15 protein-coding genes are annotated in these 14,275 nt (G+C 71.9%); 5 read left to right on the forward strand and 10 right to left on the reverse strand.

Annotated elements, in window-relative coordinates:
* Positions 1-198 precede the first annotated feature (198 nt).
* Positions 199-423, forward strand: coding sequence for a hypothetical protein (locus IE241_RS12540; RefSeq protein WP_190021789.1), 225 nt, complete (start codon positions 199-201; stop codon positions 421-423).
* Positions 423-806: a hypothetical protein gene (locus IE241_RS12545; protein WP_190021790.1), complete on the forward strand. Its 384-nt coding sequence runs from the start codon at positions 423-425 to the stop codon at positions 804-806. Before IE241_RS12540 ends, IE241_RS12545 begins: the two co-directional genes overlap by 1 nt.
* Before the next feature lie 78 nt (positions 807-884).
* Here the strand turns inward: IE241_RS12545 and IE241_RS12550 are convergent, their stop codons facing one another.
* Both IE241_RS12550 and IE241_RS12555 read right to left on the reverse strand, forming a co-directional pair.
* Complete coding sequence (locus tag IE241_RS12550; protein ID WP_190021791.1) at positions 885-1,199, reverse strand: hypothetical protein; 315 nt, start codon at positions 1,197-1,199, stop codon at positions 885-887.
* Positions 1,200-1,329: 130 nt separating this feature from the next.
* On the reverse strand, positions 1,330-2,823 hold the full coding sequence (locus tag IE241_RS12555; RefSeq protein WP_190021792.1) for an MFS transporter: 1,494 nt from the start codon (positions 2,821-2,823) through the stop codon (positions 1,330-1,332).
* Positions 2,824-2,919: 96 nt separating this feature from the next.
* On the opposite strand from IE241_RS12555, the gene IE241_RS12560 reads away from it, so the two are divergent.
* Positions 2,920-3,747 (forward strand): helix-turn-helix transcriptional regulator, encoded by an 828-nt coding sequence (locus tag IE241_RS12560; RefSeq protein ID WP_190021793.1) that lies wholly within the window; start codon positions 2,920-2,922, stop codon positions 3,745-3,747.
* A 40-nt stretch (positions 3,748-3,787) separates the two neighbouring features.
* Here the strand turns inward: IE241_RS12560 and IE241_RS12565 are convergent, their stop codons facing one another.
* The 3 genes from IE241_RS12565 to IE241_RS12575 all read right to left on the reverse strand — a co-directional run bounded on the left by IE241_RS12565 (position 3,788) and on the right by IE241_RS12575 (position 6,368).
* Entirely contained in the window at positions 3,788-4,156 is a 369-nt protein-coding gene (locus IE241_RS12565; RefSeq protein ID WP_190021794.1) for a holo-ACP synthase, read from the reverse strand.
* The gene (glmS, locus tag IE241_RS12570) at positions 4,153-6,000 is read right to left on the reverse strand and encodes a glutamine--fructose-6-phosphate transaminase (isomerizing) (RefSeq protein WP_190021795.1); all 1,848 of its coding nucleotides are present in this window, start codon (positions 5,998-6,000) and stop codon (positions 4,153-4,155) included. The genes IE241_RS12565 and glmS overlap by 4 nt, the downstream gene beginning before the upstream one ends.
* Positions 6,001-6,128: 128 nt before the next feature.
* Positions 6,129-6,368, reverse strand: coding sequence for a hypothetical protein (locus IE241_RS12575; protein WP_190021796.1), 240 nt, complete (start codon positions 6,366-6,368; stop codon positions 6,129-6,131).
* Between the two features lie 219 nt (positions 6,369-6,587).
* On the opposite strand from IE241_RS12575, the gene coaA reads away from it, so the two are divergent.
* Positions 6,588-7,580, forward strand: a complete 993-nt coding sequence (gene coaA, locus IE241_RS12580) for a type I pantothenate kinase (RefSeq protein WP_190021797.1) — start codon at positions 6,588-6,590, stop codon at positions 7,578-7,580.
* An 85-nt stretch (positions 7,581-7,665) separates the two neighbouring features.
* Here the strand turns inward: coaA and glmM are convergent, their stop codons facing one another.
* The 4 genes from glmM to IE241_RS12600 form a co-directional block, all read right to left on the reverse strand.
* Positions 7,666-9,024 carry a phosphoglucosamine mutase gene (gene glmM / locus IE241_RS12585; RefSeq protein ID WP_190021798.1) on the reverse strand — a complete coding sequence of 453 codons (1,359 nt, stop codon included), beginning with the start codon at positions 9,022-9,024 and terminating at the stop codon, positions 7,666-7,668.
* A 196-nt stretch (positions 9,025-9,220) separates the two neighbouring features.
* Positions 9,221-9,730 (reverse strand): 30S ribosomal protein S9, encoded by a 510-nt coding sequence (rpsI, locus tag IE241_RS12590; protein WP_058046811.1) that lies wholly within the window; start codon positions 9,728-9,730, stop codon positions 9,221-9,223.
* Positions 9,731-9,776: 46 nt separating this feature from the next.
* Complete coding sequence (gene rplM / locus IE241_RS12595; protein ID WP_030368385.1) at positions 9,777-10,223, reverse strand: 50S ribosomal protein L13; 447 nt, start codon at positions 10,221-10,223, stop codon at positions 9,777-9,779.
* Positions 10,224-10,510: 287 nt separating this feature from the next.
* Positions 10,511-12,130: an ABC-F family ATP-binding cassette domain-containing protein gene (locus tag IE241_RS12600; RefSeq protein WP_190021799.1), complete on the reverse strand. Its 1,620-nt coding sequence runs from the start codon at positions 12,128-12,130 to the stop codon at positions 10,511-10,513.
* Positions 12,131-12,195: 65 nt separating this feature from the next.
* Between IE241_RS12600 and IE241_RS12605 the strand changes: the two genes are divergently transcribed.
* On the forward strand, positions 12,196-13,302 hold the full coding sequence (locus IE241_RS12605; protein WP_190021800.1) for a hypothetical protein: 1,107 nt from the start codon (positions 12,196-12,198) through the stop codon (positions 13,300-13,302).
* 28 nt (positions 13,303-13,330) lie between these two features.
* On the opposite strand, the gene IE241_RS12610 is transcribed toward IE241_RS12605, so the two are convergent.
* A complete protein-coding gene (locus tag IE241_RS12610) occupies positions 13,331-14,161 on the reverse strand; it encodes a hypothetical protein (RefSeq protein WP_190021801.1) in 831 nt (276 codons plus the stop codon).
* Between the last annotated feature and the right edge of the window lie 114 nt (positions 14,162-14,275).

Here is a 14,275-nt window from a genome sequence, read left to right on the forward strand (position 1 = left end):
CCCGGAGTGACATCGAATGGACCCCGCCCACGACAGCAAAGCCCTGACAGCCGTCCGCGCTCTCCCCCGACCACCCCTACGCCGCACTCGTCCGCAACAACGTGGGCCACCTGCACCCCGCCCTCCGCCGGGCACCCCCGGAGCTTCGGGCCTGCGCGGCACTCCACACACACTGCTAGCAATTGCTACACTGCAGGTATGGCGACTGAACTGAAGCAGCTGAACGTCAGAGTCAAACCGCGTACGCACGAGCTCCTCAAGGCCCGCGCAGACCGCAACGGCGTGACTGTGCAGGCATACGTCTCGGGACTCGTCGAGAGCGATGTCGACCCCGTCCGCGACTCGTTCGTCTCCGGCCTCGTCGACGACATGACCGAGTTCCTGGCAGAGTTCGAGGAGACCTTCGAGGCGGGTAACCGCTGATGTTCCTACGGATCGACGCCCGCTGGATCGAGGACGCGCTCCAGCAGTTCGAGCAGCAGTCGGGACTCGAGATCGGCATCGACGACTGGGGCGCGCTCGCAACCACCGTCTACCGGCACGCCTACGAACTGCACGCAGGCGAACCCTTCTACGTCGAGACCCCTGTCCGCGCAGCGGTCCTGCTCCAGACATTCGTCGCCCTGCAACCCTTGGCGGACTACAACGGCCTGGTCGGCAGCACTTTAGCGGTCCGGTACATGCGCGAGTCCGGCGAGCCGGTCAAACCTCCTGCGGGCGGCATGACCAAGCTGGTAGCCGGCATCCGCGAGAACAGGCTGACCCTGCGGGCAACGGCGGCACTGCTTCGCTCCTGGGTCGCATAGCGACCTCGGGCGACGCCCGCATCACGACCTACAGCCAGCCCAGCGCGAACGCCCCCCGCTCAGGGGGCCGTTCGTACGCTAGAGGTGCGCGCCTACGGAAACCCTGGTGCCCCCCTCGCCATCGCTGCCGATTTCGGACGACACGGCTCCGTAGAAACCGCCCACGTTCCTCGTATTCGCCAGAAGGTTCACCTCGACCGGGCCGTTGGTGATGTTCCGGAAGTTGAGCGTCCGATGAATGTCGAGGAGCGCCTGGTCCGACGTACCGGCCGCCCCTTGGGAGGAGGACGCCGTGACGACATCCACAGCCACGAACGTTCCCCCCGCCAGGACGGCGACCGCTGCGATCGCCGCAGCCGCCCACTTGGGCAGTGCGACAACGGGAAGGTGCATAGGAATCCCCCTGTTCGGCGGGTAGGCCATGTGATCAGGTGATACCCACGCAGGTCGGTCACCCCCGCCGCAATGCGCGTACGCGCCACGCAACACCACCGCACGCCGTACAACGGGAACCCTCCCCGTCCTACCGCCGCCCCGGCAACCCCCGTAGCAGCACGCAGATCAGCCCGCACAGCACCGCGTCGAAGCCCAGCGCCGCGGCCAGCGCGTGGCCGTACGTCACGACATCGCCGCCACGGGCACCGGCACCGGCACCGACGCCGACGCCGACGCCGACGCCGACGCCGACGCCGACGCCGCCCAGCGTCCCGTAGTAGAGGACCCCCACCACCGCCACCCCCACCGCGCCGCCCACCTGCTGGCCCGTGGAGAGGATGCCCGAGGCCATGCCCGTCTCGTCGGAGCGGACGCGGGCGAGGACCGAGCCCACCAGCGGGGTGACGAGCAAGCCGTAGCCCGTGCCGATCAGGAGCAGGCACGGGGCCAGCCACCAGCCCGACAGGTGCGCGCCCGCGCTCCACGTCACCGCGATCGTCACCGCGAAGCCCGCCGCCGCGAAGCCCGCGCCCGGGCGCAGCACCCGCGGCCCCCGCCGCCCGGCGACCAGGCTGCCCGCGAAGAACGCCACGGCGAAGGGGACGTAGGTCAGCGCCGCCCCCAGGGGGCTCGCGCCCAGGCCGTCCTGCACCGTCAGCGACAGCACCAGGAAGAAGGAGTTGATGCCGGAGTACGCCAGCAGCACCAGCGTCATCCCCACCGCGAACGCCCGCTCCCTCAGCAGGCCCAGACGTATCAGCGGCGCACCACCCGCCGCCTCCGTGCGCCGTTCGATTCCCGCGAACACCACGAACGCCGGCGCCGATGCCGCGAGGCTCGCCCACGTCCACCACGGCCAGCCCTCCTCCCGGCCCTCCACCAGCGGTACGACCAGCAGGAAGAGGGCCGCGGTGAGGACGGCGGCGCCCCGCAGATCCAGCCGCCTCGCACCCGGCGCCCCCGCCCCCACCCCCGGCCCCCGCGACTCCGGTACGTACGCCGCCGCCAGCGCCAGCGTCGCCACGCCCACCGGGACGTTCACCCAGAACACCGGGCGCCACGACGTACCGAACAGGTCGGCCGAGACCAGGAATCCGCCCAGCAGCTGGCCGCTCACGCCCGCCACCCCGATGACCGCCCCCAGCACCCCGAACGCCCGCGCCCGCCCCTCCGCCGGCACCAGCACCTGGATCATCGAGAACACCTGCGGGAACATCATCGCCGCGCCCAGCCCCTGGACCAGCCTCGCCGCGATCAGGACCCCCGCCCCGGGCGCGGCGGCGCACGCCACCGACGCCAGCGTGAACACCCCCGCCCCCGCCAGGAACATCCGCTTGCGGCCGAGCAGATCGCCCAGCCGCGCGCTGGTGATCAGCGCCGTCGCGTACGTGAGCTGGTAGCCCGCCAGGATCAGCTGGACGTCGGCGTCCGACGCCCCCAGGTCCTCCTGGATCGCCGGCGCCGCCACCAGCACGATGAAGGTGTCCAGCACCGCCATGAAGACGCCCACCAGGAGGACGGACAGAGCCCGCCAAGGAGTTCGCACGACAGCCATGGCAGCCGTGTCAGCCGTGTCAGTCATGCCTGCCAGGCTCGTCCTCCGCCCCGGCCCGCTACAGATGCTCTTTATGCTGGTGGCGCCACCACCCCCGTACCCGTGCCGAGGAACCGAGGAGCCATGGACCGCCGCCGCGCCCTCGCCGACTTCCTCCGCTCACGCCGCGAACGCCTCACCCCGCACGACGTCGGCATCCTCCCCGGCCCCCGCCGCCGCACCCCCGGCCTGCGCCGCGAAGAGGTCGCCCAGCTCTCCGGCGTCAGCGTCACCTGGTACACCTGGCTGGAGCAGGCCCGCGACATCACCGTCAGCCGTCAGGTGCTGCACAGCCTCGCCCGCGTGCTGCTCCTCTCCCCCGCCGAGGCGCGGCATCTCTTCGCCCTCGCGGAGGAGACGAAGGAGACGGCATCGACACCCTCGGCCTCAACCCCGGCCCCCACCCACAACCCCGCCCTCCAGCGGCTCGTCGACGCCCTCGACCCCCACCCCGCCTACCTGATCGCCCCCAACTGGGACCTCGTCGCCTGGAACCGCGCCGAAGCCGGCCTCATCGGCGACCCCGCCCGCTGGGAGCCCGCCGACCGCAACCTCCTCCGGTTCGTCTTCCTCGAACCCCGCGCCCGCGACCTGCTCGCCGACTGGCCCGGCCAGGCCCGCGCGCTGCTGGAGCAGTACCGCGCGGGCGCCGACCGGCACACCGGCGACCCGGAGTTCGCCGGCCTCACCCGGGAACTGGCCGGCCGCAGCGAGGAGTTCCGTACGTGGTGGGACACCCACGACGTCGCCGACTTCCGGCCCGCCCGGCGCGCGTTCGACCACCCGCGCCTCGGGCGCCTCTCCTTCGACTACGTCAAGCTCAACGCCGCCGACGCCCCGGGCCTCAGCCTCGTCGCCTGCCTGCCGGCGGACGACGAGACCGCCGGCAAGCTGCCCGGCCTCGCTCCGTAACGGCGGGCCGGGGCGTCGTTGCCGCCGGGCTGCTTCCGCGCTACTTCTCCGCGATCACCACAGCGGAAGCGACCCCCGCGTCATGGCTCAGCGATACATGCCACGACGTCACCCCGAGCTCCTCCGCCCGCGCCGCCACCGTGCCCCGGACCACCAGCCGCGGCTGGCCGCTGGTCTCCGTCGTCACCTCGGCGTCCGTCCACAGCAGGTTCCCCGGCGCGCCCAGGGCCTTGGCCACGGCCTCCTTCGCGGCGAAGCGGACCGCCAGGGACGCGATGCCGCGCCGCTCCCCGCTCGGCAGGTGCAGTTCCCCGTCCGCGAAGAGCCGCGTCGCCAGCCCGGGCGTACGCCTGAGGGCGGCTTCGAAGCGGTCGATCGCGGCGACGTCGATGCCGACTCCGACGATCATTCGACGGTCACCGACTTCGCCAGGTTGCGCGGCTGGTCGACCTCGTTGCCGCGGGCCGTCGCCAGCTCGCACGCGAAGACCTGCAGGGGCACCGTGGCCACCAGCGGCTGCAGCAGCACCGGCGTCTGCGGGATCTCGACGAGGTGGTCGGCGTACGGCCGCACCGCCTCGTCGCCCCGCTCGGCGATCACGATCGTCCGCGCGCCCCGCGCCCGGATCTCCTGGATGTTCGACACGATCTTGTCGTGGAGGACGGAGCGGCCGCGCGGCGAGGGCACGACGACGACCACCGGCAGGTCCTTCTCGATCAGCGCGATCGGCCCGTGCTTGAGCTCGCCCGCCGCGAAGCCCTCCGCGTGCATGTACGCGAGCTCCTTGAGCTTCAGCGCGCCCTCCAGGGCCACGGGATAGCCCACGTGGCGGCCCAGGAACAGCACCGTGTTCTTGCCGGCCAGGGAGCGCGCGAGCTCGCGCACGGGCTCCATGGTCTCCAGGACCTCCTCCACCTGCCCCGCGATCTGCGACAGCTCGCGGATCACCGAGACGATCTCGTCGCCCCACTTGGTGCCGCGCACCTGGCCCAGGTACAGCGCCACGAGGTAGCAGGCCACCAGCTGCGTCAGGAACGCCTTCGTCGATGCGACGGCCACCTCCGGGCCGGCGTGCGTGTACAGGACCGCGTCCGACTCCCGCGGGATCGTCGAGCCGTTGGTGTTGCAGATGGCGAGGACCTTCGCGCCCTGCTCCCGCGCGTGGCGCAGCGCCATCAGCGTGTCCATGGTCTCGCCGGACTGGCTGATGGCGATCACCAGCGTGCGCTGGTCCAGGATCGGGTCCCGGTAGCGGAACTCGCTGGCCAGCTCCGTCTCGCAGGGGATGCGGGTCCAGTGCTCGATCGCGTACTTGGCGATCATCCCCGCGTGGTACGCGGTGCCGCACGCCACGATGACGATCTTGTCGGCCTCGCGCAGCACGGACGCCGGGATCCGCACCTCGTCCAGCGACAGCGTCCCCGCGGCGTCGATGCGGCCCAGCAGGGTGTCCGCGACGGCCTTCGGCTGCTCGGCGATCTCCTTGAGCATGAAGTAGTCGTAGCCGCCCTTCTCGGCGGCCGAGGCGTCCCAGTCGACGTGGTACGGCCGGACGTCCGCGGGCGCCCCGTCGAAGCCGGTGACGGTCACGCCGTCGCGGCGCAGCTCCACGACCTGGTCCTGGCCGAGCTCGACGGCCTCGCGGGTGTGGGCGATGAAGGCGGCGACGTCGGAGGCGAGGAAGGACTCGCCGTCGCCGAGGCCGACCACGAGCGGGGAGTTGCGGCGCGCGCCGACCACCACGTCCGGCTCGTCCGCGTGCACCGCGACCAGCGTGAACGCGCCCTCCAGCCGGCGGCAGACCTGGCGCATCGACTCGGCGAGGTCGCCGCAGGAGGAGAAGGACTCCGACAGCAGGTGCGCGACGACCTCCGTGTCGGTGTCGGACGCGAGGGCGTGGCCGCGCTCGGCCAGCTCGGCCCGCAGCCCGGCGAAGTTCTCGATGATGCCGTTGTGGACGACGGCGACGCGGCCGGGGTTGTCCAGGTGGGGGTGGGCGTTGACGTCGTTGGGCGCGCCGTGCGTGGCCCAGCGCGTGTGCCCGATGCCGGTCGGGCCGGACGGCAGCGGCCGGCCGGACAGCTCCTTCTCCAGGTTGGCGAGCTTGCCCGCCTTCTTCGCGGCGGCGAGCCCGCCGTCGGCCAGCACCGCGACCCCGGCCGAGTCATAGCCGCGGTACTCCAGCCGCCGCAGCCCCGCCAATACGACATCGAGGGCGGACTGCCCTCCCACATAGCCAACGATTCCGCACATGCGGAGCAGGTTACGGCCCGGGCGGCCCCGCGCGTGGCGGCATCGGCGCAACCTCCACCACCCGCTGCGCCTCACACCACCTGCTGCGCCTCACACCACCTGCTGCGCCTCACACCACCCGCTGCGCCTCAGCAGCCCCGCTCGATCCTGTCGATCGCGTCCTGCACCATCTCCAGGTACTCGACCTCCTCGCAGCGCGGCTTGCTGCCGAGCTCGTAGCGGTCGAGGCAGTCGTCCAGGTCCTGGGTGAGGTCCTCGTCGGGCAGGTCGTCGGCCAGCTCGGCGCAGACGCGCGCGGCGAGGGCCTCCCGGTCGGCCTCGGCGGAGCGCCGGCGGGGGCTGCGGGGGTGGTTTCGGAGAGCGAACACGGCCGTCCCTAGCGTGAAGCGGCCGCGTGGGGGGCAGGTGCGCGGGCGGCCTGCGAGCGGAACGTAGTGCCTGACCGGTCAGTAGGTACAGGGTTGGATGAAAGTTCACCCAACGAGGCGGGCCGGTTACCGCCCGTACGACTCACCCAAACCCCACGAGAACACCCGTTCCCGCCACCCGGAAGTGAGCGCCGGGCGCGACCCGCGCACAATGGGGCCGTGCCGACCACCACAGACCAGCCGCAGCAGCGCCGCCGCGCGGACTCGTCCCCCTACGTGGACCTGACCCGCGCCGAGTGGAGCGCCCTGCGGGAGAACACGCCGCTGCCGCTGACCGCCGAGGAGGTCGAGCGGCTGCGCGGCCTCGGGGACGTCGTCGACCTCGACGAGGTCCGCGAGGTCTATCTGCCGCTGTCCCGGCTGCTGCACCTGTACGTGGAGGCCACCAGCCGGCTGCGGGGCACGCTGAACACCTTCCTGGGCGACGTGGGCCACGGGCACGGCTCCCAGCCCGGCACGCCCTTCGTCATAGGCGTCGCGGGCAGCGTGGCGGTCGGCAAGTCGACCACCGCACGCCTGCTGCAGGCGCTGCTCGCCCGCTGGCCCGAGCACCCGCGCGTGGAGCTGGTCACCACGGACGGCTTCCTGCTGCCCAACGCAGAGCTGCAGAGCCGCGGCCTGATGTCGCGGAAAGGTTTCCCCGAGTCCTACGACCGGCGCGCCCTGACCCGCTTCGTCGCCGACGTGAAGGCGGGCAAGGACGAGGTCTCGGCCCCCGTATACTCCCACCTGATCTACGACATCGTGCCCGGCGAGCGGCTGACCGTGCACCGCCCCGACATCCTGATCATCGAGGGCCTCAACGTCCTCCAGCCGGCCCTGCCCGGCAAGGACGGCCGCACCCGCGTCGGACTCGCCGACTTCTTCGACTTCAGCGTGTACGTGGACGCCCGCGCGGAGGACATCGAGCGCTGGTACTACGAGCGCTTCAAGAAGCTGCGCGCGACGGCCTTCACCGACCCCGAGTCCTACTTCCGGCGCTACACCCAGGTCTCCGAGGAGGAGGCCCTGGACTACGCGCGCCGCAACTGGCGCACCATCAACAAGCCCAACCTGCTGGAGAACGTGGCCCCCACGCGCGGCCGGTCGAACCTGATCCTGCGCAAGGGGCCGGACCACAAGGTGCAGCGGCTGTCCCTGCGCAAGCTCTGAGAGCCTGCACAAGCCCTGAGAAACAGTCACGCCTGCCCGCCCGGAGCGATTCCGGACGGGCAGGCGCGTCAGGGCCTCAGGAGGCCTAGCCCAGGGCGGACTTCACCGCGTCCGCGAGGCGCTGCGCGACGGTGCGCGCCTGCTCGATGTCGGCGGCCTCCACCATCACGCGGACGAGCGGCTCCGTGCCGGACGGGCGCAGCAGCACCCGGCCCGTGGTGCCCAGCTGCTCCTCGGCGTCGGCGACGGCCGCGGCGAGCTCCTGCGAGGACTTCACCCGGGACTTGTCGACGTCGCGGACGTTGATGAGGATCTGCGGCAGGCGCTCCATGACCCCGGCCAGGTCCGCGAGGGAGCGGCCGGTGGCGGCGACGCGGGCGGCCAGCATCAGGCCGGTCAGGGTGCCGTCACCCGTCGTGGCGTGGTCGAGGACGATGACGTGCCCGGACTGCTCGCCGCCGAGGGCGAAGCCGTGCGCCTTCATCTCCTCCAGGACGTAGCGGTCGCCGACGGCCGTCTGGATCAGCTCGACGCCCTCGCGCTCCATGGCCAGCTTGAAGCCCAGGTTGGACATCACGGTCGCGACGACGGTGTTCTTGCGCAGAGAGCCCGCCTCGCGCATCGCGAGGGCCAGGACGGCCAGGATCTGGTCGCCGTCGACCTCGTTGCCCTTGTGGTCCACGGCCAGGCAGCGGTCGGCGTCGCCGTCGTGCGCCACGCCCAGGTCGGCGCCGTGCTCGACGACGGCGGCGCGCAGCTTGTCCAGGTGCGTGGAGCCGCACTCGTGGTTGATGTTGAGGCCGTCGGGCTCGGTGCCGATCGTGATGACCTCGGCACCGGCGCGGGCGAACGCCTCCGGGGAGACGCGGGCCGCGGCGCCGTGCGCGCCGTCGATGACGACCTTCAGGCCGTCCATGCGGTTGGGAAGGACGCCGATGAGGTGGGCGACGTAGTTGTCGAAGCCCTGGTCGTACTCGCGGACGCGGCCGACGCCGGCACCGGTGGGACGGTCCCAGGGCTCGCCGGAGGCGTGCGCCCGGTAGGTCTGCTCGATGCGGTCCTCCAGCTCGTCGGCGAGCTTGTGGCCGCCGCGGGCGAAGAACTTGATGCCGTTGTCGGGCATGGCGTTGTGGCTCGCGGAGAGCATCACGCCGAGGTCGGCGCCGAGCGCACCGGTGAGGTAGGCGACGGCGGGCGTGGGCAGCACGCCCACCCGCAGCACGTCGACGCCGGCGCTGGCCAGGCCGGCCACGACGGCGGCCTCCAGGAACTCCCCGGACGCGCGCGGGTCACGGCCCACGACGGCCACCGGGCGGTGGCCCTCGAACGTCCCCGCCTCGGCGAGCACGTGCGCCGCGGCGACCGACAGGCCGAGTGCGAGCTCGGCCGTCAGATCGGCGTTGGCGACGCCGCGCACACCGTCCGTACCGAAGAGTCGTCCCACTGGTGTCCTCCGAAAAACGCGCGGATACGGGGCCTGCCTGTGAACGGGCTCCCGCAAACAAAAGTGTCGGGTCAGGAACCGGAACGTTGACTTCAGGTATACGCCGATACGTCCCGGGTGACCGATAGCCGAAACGCCCCGGCGGGCACGGAGTGTGCCGCCGGGGCGTTCGAGCAGAAGCAGCGAAGCCGCGTGATTAGCGCTTGCTGTACTGCGGAGCCTTGCGGGCCTTCTTGAGACCGGCCTTCTTGCGCTCGACCGCACGGTCGTCGCGGCTCAGGAAGCCGGCCTTCTTCAGCGGGCCGCGGTTGTTGTCCACGTCCGCCTCGTTCAGCGCGCGGGCCACGCCGAGGCGCAGGGCGCCGGCCTGGCCGGAGACGCCGCCACCCGAGATGCGGGCGATGACGTCGTAGCGGTCGTCGAGCTCGAGCACCTTGAAGGGCTCGTTGACTTCCTGCTGGTGCACCTTGTTGGGGAAGTAGTCCTCAAGGGTGCGACCGTTGATCTTCCACTTGCCGGAGCCCGGAACGATCCGGACGCGGGCGATGGCGTTCTTGCGACGGCCCAGGCCGGCGGCCGGCTGCGGGTCGCCGAAGCGGGACGCGAGGGACTCGGAGGTGTACTCCGACTCAACGACCTCGGTCTCGGTGGTGTACTCCTCGACGCCCTCGGTCTCAAGGGGGGTCTCGGCGGTGGTCTCAGCCACGATTCTCCTCAGATGCTTTCTGTCTGGTTCGGCGGTGTGGCCGGGACTAGCCCTGCTTGACCTGGGTGATCTCAAACGGGACCGGCTGCTGGGCGGCGTGCGGGTGCTCGCTGCCCGAGTACACCTTCAGCTTCGAGAGCATCTGACGGCCCAGGGAGTTCTTGGGAACCATGCCCTTGATGGCCTTCTCGACGGCCTTCTCCGGGTTCTTGTCGAGCAGCTCGTCGTAACGAACCGAACGCAGACCGCCCGGGAAGCCCGAGTGGCGGTAGGCCATCTTCTGGGTCTTCTTGTTGCCGGACAGGTGAACCTTGTCGGCGTTGATGATGATGACGAAGTCACCCATGTCCATGTGCGGGGCATACACGGGCTTGTGCTTGCCACGCAGGAGGTTGGCGGCCTGAGAGGCCAGACGGCCCAGGACGACGTCCTGCGCGTCGATGATGTGCCACTGGCGCTGGACATCGCCGGGCTTGGGGCTGAACGTACGCACGGTCGTAGCCTTCGCTTCTTCAGTGAGTGGGTCCTGACACGGCCCGCCTGAGGCGGCTGCCGACGAGGGACGCACTCCGGGGACGCAACCCGGGTGCGGGCCGCTGGCGGCCACTCTGGTGGGCAAGCGTAAGGGCCCCTCGCGTGAGAACGACCAAGCCAATACGCATAACGAACTCGTAGAGTACCGGGAGCCCACCGGCGGGGTCAAAACACATGGTCTCACCGCTCGGACAATTCAGCCCGTCCGGCGTTTGAGGACACCGCCGCAGGCGGTCGCCTGCACGGTCACCGCGCCCGCGCCACGCGCCCCTCGTCCCACACCGGCTCCGGGACCTCGCGGATCCGCCCGTCCGCACCGAAGACCAGGAAACGATCGAATGTACGAGCGAACCAGCGGTCGTGTGTGACACACAGCACCGTCCCCTCGTACGCCTCCAGACCCTCCTGGAGGGCCTCCGCGCTCTCCAGGTCCAGGTTGTCCGTGGGCTCGTCCAGGAGCAGCGCGGTCGTGCCCGCCAGCTCCAGGAGCAGGATCTGGAAGCGCGCCTGCTGCCCGCCCGAGAGCTTCTCGAAGGGCTGGTCGCCCTGCTTCTCCAGCTCGTAGCGCCGCAGGGCGGACATCGCGCCGCCGCGGTCCTTGGCGTGCTCCGTCCACAGGATGTCGACGAGCGTGCGGCCCACCAGCTCCGGGTGGGCGTGGGTCTGCGCGAAGTGGCCGGGGACGACCCGCGCCCCCAGCTTCCAGGAACCGGTGTGGGCCACGTCCTCCCCGGCCAGGAGCCGCAGGAAGTGCGACTTGCCCGAGCCGTTCGAGCCCAGCACCGCGACCCGCTCGCCGTAGAAGACCTCCAGGTCGAACGGCTTCATCAGGCCGGTCAGCTCCAGGCCGGCGCAGGTCAGCGCGCGGACGCCCGTCCGCCCGCCGCGCAGCCGCATCCGGATGTCCTGCTCGCGGGGCGGCTCAGGCGGCGGGCCCGCCTCCTCGAACTTGCGCAGCCGGGTCTGCGCGGCGGCGTAGCGGGAGGCCATGTCGTGGCTGACCGCGGCCGCCTGCCGCAGCGTGATCACCAGCTTCTTCAGCTGGGCGTGCTTCTCGTCCCAGCGCTTGCGCAGCTCCTCGAAGCGGGCGAAGCGGTCCTTGCGGGCCTGGTGGTACGTGGCGAAGCCGCCGCCGTGCACCCAGACGTCGCTGCCCGCCGGGCCCGGCTCGACGCTGATGATCTTCTCGGCGGCGCGGGCCAGCAGCTCGCGGTCGTGGGAGACGAAGAGGACGGTCTTCTTCGTCTCGCGCAGCTTCTCCTCCAGCCAGCGCTTGCCGGGGACGTCCAGGTAGTTGTCCGGCTCGTCGAGCAGGAGGACCTCGTCCGTGCCGCGCAGCAGCGATTCCAGGACCAGCCGCTTCTGCTCGCCGCCGGAGAGCGTGCGCACCTGGCGCCACTGCGCCTTCTCGTACGGGACGCCGAGCGCGGCCATGGTGCACATGTCCCACACGGTCTCGGCCTCGTAGCCGCGGGCCTCGGCCCAGTCGGACAGAGCCTGCGCGTAGGCCATCTGCGCGGCCTCGTCATCACTCTCCATGATCGCGAGCTCGGCGGCGTCGACCGCCTTCGCGGCCTCGCGGATGCGCGGCTGGGCGACGGAGACCAGCAGGTCACGGACGGTACGGTCGTCCCGCACCGAGCCCACGAACTGCGGCATCACGCCCAGGCCGCCGCTGACGGAGACCGTGCCGCCGTGCGGCTGCAGCTCGCCGGCGATCAGGCGCAGCAGCGTGGTCTTGCCCGCGCCGTTGGCACCGACGAGGGCGACCGCGGCGCCCTCGCCGACCCGGAAGGAGACATCGCCGAGGAGCACCCTCCCGTCCGGGAGGTAGTACTCCAGATGTCCCGCTTCCACATGTCCCATGGGCGGGATTCTCCCTGCTCTCCGGAGGGGCGACCAACCCGTTTTCGCGGTTTACGATGCACGCCATGAGCTTTGGGCAGGCAGGGGCGTACGGGCCTCCGGGGGATCCGCAGCAGCCGAACCAGCAGCCGGGTCAGCCCTCGGGGCCGCCGTCAGGACCGCCGCCGGGCTCGCAGCCGATGCCGCCGGCCGGGCAGTTCGGTCCGCCGCCGGACCTGTCGCCGCAGCCGCAGCAGCCCGCGGCGCCGCCGCCCGTGGGGCAGCAGCCCCTGCCCCAGCAGCCGCAGCCGGTGCCGCAGCACCCCGTGCCGCCCGCACCGCCCGCGCCGTGGGCCTCCGGACCGGGCCGGGCCGCCTCGCAGGCCGCCTCGCAGACCCCCGACTGGAACGCCCTCGCCGACACCACCGCGGCCCGCGGCCGGCGCCGCAAGTGGGTGCTGATCGGCGGCGGCGCGCTGGCCACGGTCGCCGTCGCCGGCACCGTGGCGGCACTCGTCGTCGGCTCGCACAAGAGCGACAAGTCCGCCTCCGGCCTGCCCTCGCCGCAGAAGCTGCCGAGCTCCCCCGCCTCACCCGAGCCGTCGTTCTCGCAGGTCGCACCGCCGCCCCCGCCCAACCCGCGCGACTTCATAGCCAGTGCGGACAAGGACAAGGCGCCGCTCAGCACGAAGACGCTCTTCCCGCACAGCAAGCCCTCCCTCGACAAGCGCAAGTACGACCGCATCGACACGGCCACCACCGAGGACTGCGCCTCGGCCACGCAGGGCGGGCTCGGCTCCGTCCTCGCCGACAACGGCTGCCGGAAGGTGCTGCGGGCGACGTACACGCGGGACGGGGTGGCCGTCACGGTCGGCGTGGCCGTCTTCGACACGAAGGCCGCCGCGGACAAGGCCAAGGAGCAGTCCACGGGGAACATCGCCTCGCTCTCGGGCGACGGCCCCTCCTTCTGCCGGAACACGGCGTGCCGCCTGACCGCCAATGCGGAGGGGCGCTACGCGTACTTCACCGTGGCCGGCTTCCTGAACGGCAAGGCCGTGCCGGACGACGACAAGGAAGCCCTGCAGGCGGGCCGCGACGTGGCGGGCTACACGTTCCGCCGCATCATGGCCCGCGCGAACGCCCAGGCGTCGGCGTCGGTGGCGACCCCGACCCCGGGAAAGAAAGAGGCCTAGCGGCCCCGCCTTACGGCGTCACCCCGCGTCACCCCGCGTCCCCGCTGTCCCCCGCCTCCCCGCCCTCCCCCACCGCCATGGGCGACGACGGCGGCGGCACCGTCGGCGCCTTCTGTTCTGCGCGTTCCAGTTTGGCCACCTGCGCGTCGACGAGTTCGGGCGGGATCTCGACGTCCTCCGGGTCGGCCAGGCTCGTGGCGAAGAACATCGCGAGCGTGGCGCCCGAGCGCACGACCGTGATCAGGCTCGGCGCCCGCTCCGCCGCGTTCTCCAGCCGGTACGCCACGGCCTCGTCCCCCAGCCGGGGCGCCGTGAGCGTCCGTACGGCCCGGAACTCCTGAGGTTCGCCCTCGCCCGTGCGCATACGGAAGCCGCCCGCGCACCGCGCGGCGGCGGACCGCAGCCCGTCGAGGGTGGAGACCGCGCCGTCACCCCGGTAGGTGGAGACGCGGATCATCCCCATGAGGCCCTGGAAGTCGAGATCCTCGCCGGCCTTGGCGAAGGTGTTGACGACGGACGCGGCGGGCGCGGGCCGCGGCCGGGAGCCGAGGGCCTCGACCAGGGGCCGGCAGGAGGCCTCGTCGGTGACGGGCCGCCCGCCGCCCGCCGCCCCGCTGCCCGCCCGTTCGATCTGGAAGCCGGGAACCTCGCGCGGCCCCAGCTCGACATGCCGGAGCTGAGCGGTGCTGAGTATCCGCACGGCACCGCGCGTGCCCTTGGCCTCGCCGCGGCCGCTGCCACGGCCGCCTCCTCCGCCGGAGCCGCCGTTCCCGTCGAGTCCGCCGTCGCCGCCACTGCCGCCGCAGCCCGCCGTCAGCCCGAGGGCCACGACCGCGGAGACCGCCACCATCGCCTTCACAGGGCCAGCCTCCCAGCGCCCGCGGGGTCCGTCCCCGCGCCACGCCCGGCCACACGGTTACCCTCTGGACTGCCGTTCGATCCGGCGCTTGACAGAGGGTTCGCGGCTACCCCT

The sequence above is a fragment of the Streptomyces hiroshimensis genome (assembly GCF_014650335.1).
GTDB lineage: Bacteria > Actinomycetota > Actinomycetes > Streptomycetales > Streptomycetaceae > Streptomyces > Streptomyces hiroshimensis.

Coding starts and splice junctions, on each gene's coding strand:
- IE241_RS12540 (WP_190021789.1), top strand. CDS start 199: ATGGCGACTGAACTGAAGCAGCTGAACGTCAGAGTCAAACCGCGTACG.
- IE241_RS12545 (WP_190021790.1), top strand. CDS start 423: ATGTTCCTACGGATCGACGCCCGCTGGATCGAGGACGCGCTCCAGCAG.
- IE241_RS12550 (WP_190021791.1), bottom strand. CDS start 1,199: ATGCACCTTCCCGTTGTCGCACTGCCCAAGTGGGCGGCTGCGGCGATC.
- IE241_RS12555 (WP_190021792.1), bottom strand. CDS start 2,823: ATGACTGACACGGCTGACACGGCTGCCATGGCTGTCGTGCGAACTCCT.
- IE241_RS12560 (WP_190021793.1), top strand. CDS start 2,920: ATGGACCGCCGCCGCGCCCTCGCCGACTTCCTCCGCTCACGCCGCGAA.
- IE241_RS12565 (WP_190021794.1), bottom strand. CDS start 4,156: ATGATCGTCGGAGTCGGCATCGACGTCGCCGCGATCGACCGCTTCGAA.
- glmS (WP_190021795.1), bottom strand. CDS start 6,000: ATGTGCGGAATCGTTGGCTATGTGGGAGGGCAGTCCGCCCTCGATGTC.
- IE241_RS12600 (WP_190021799.1), bottom strand. CDS start 12,130: ATGGGACATGTGGAAGCGGGACATCTGGAGTACTACCTCCCGGACGGG.
- IE241_RS12605 (WP_190021800.1), top strand. CDS start 12,196: ATGAGCTTTGGGCAGGCAGGGGCGTACGGGCCTCCGGGGGATCCGCAG.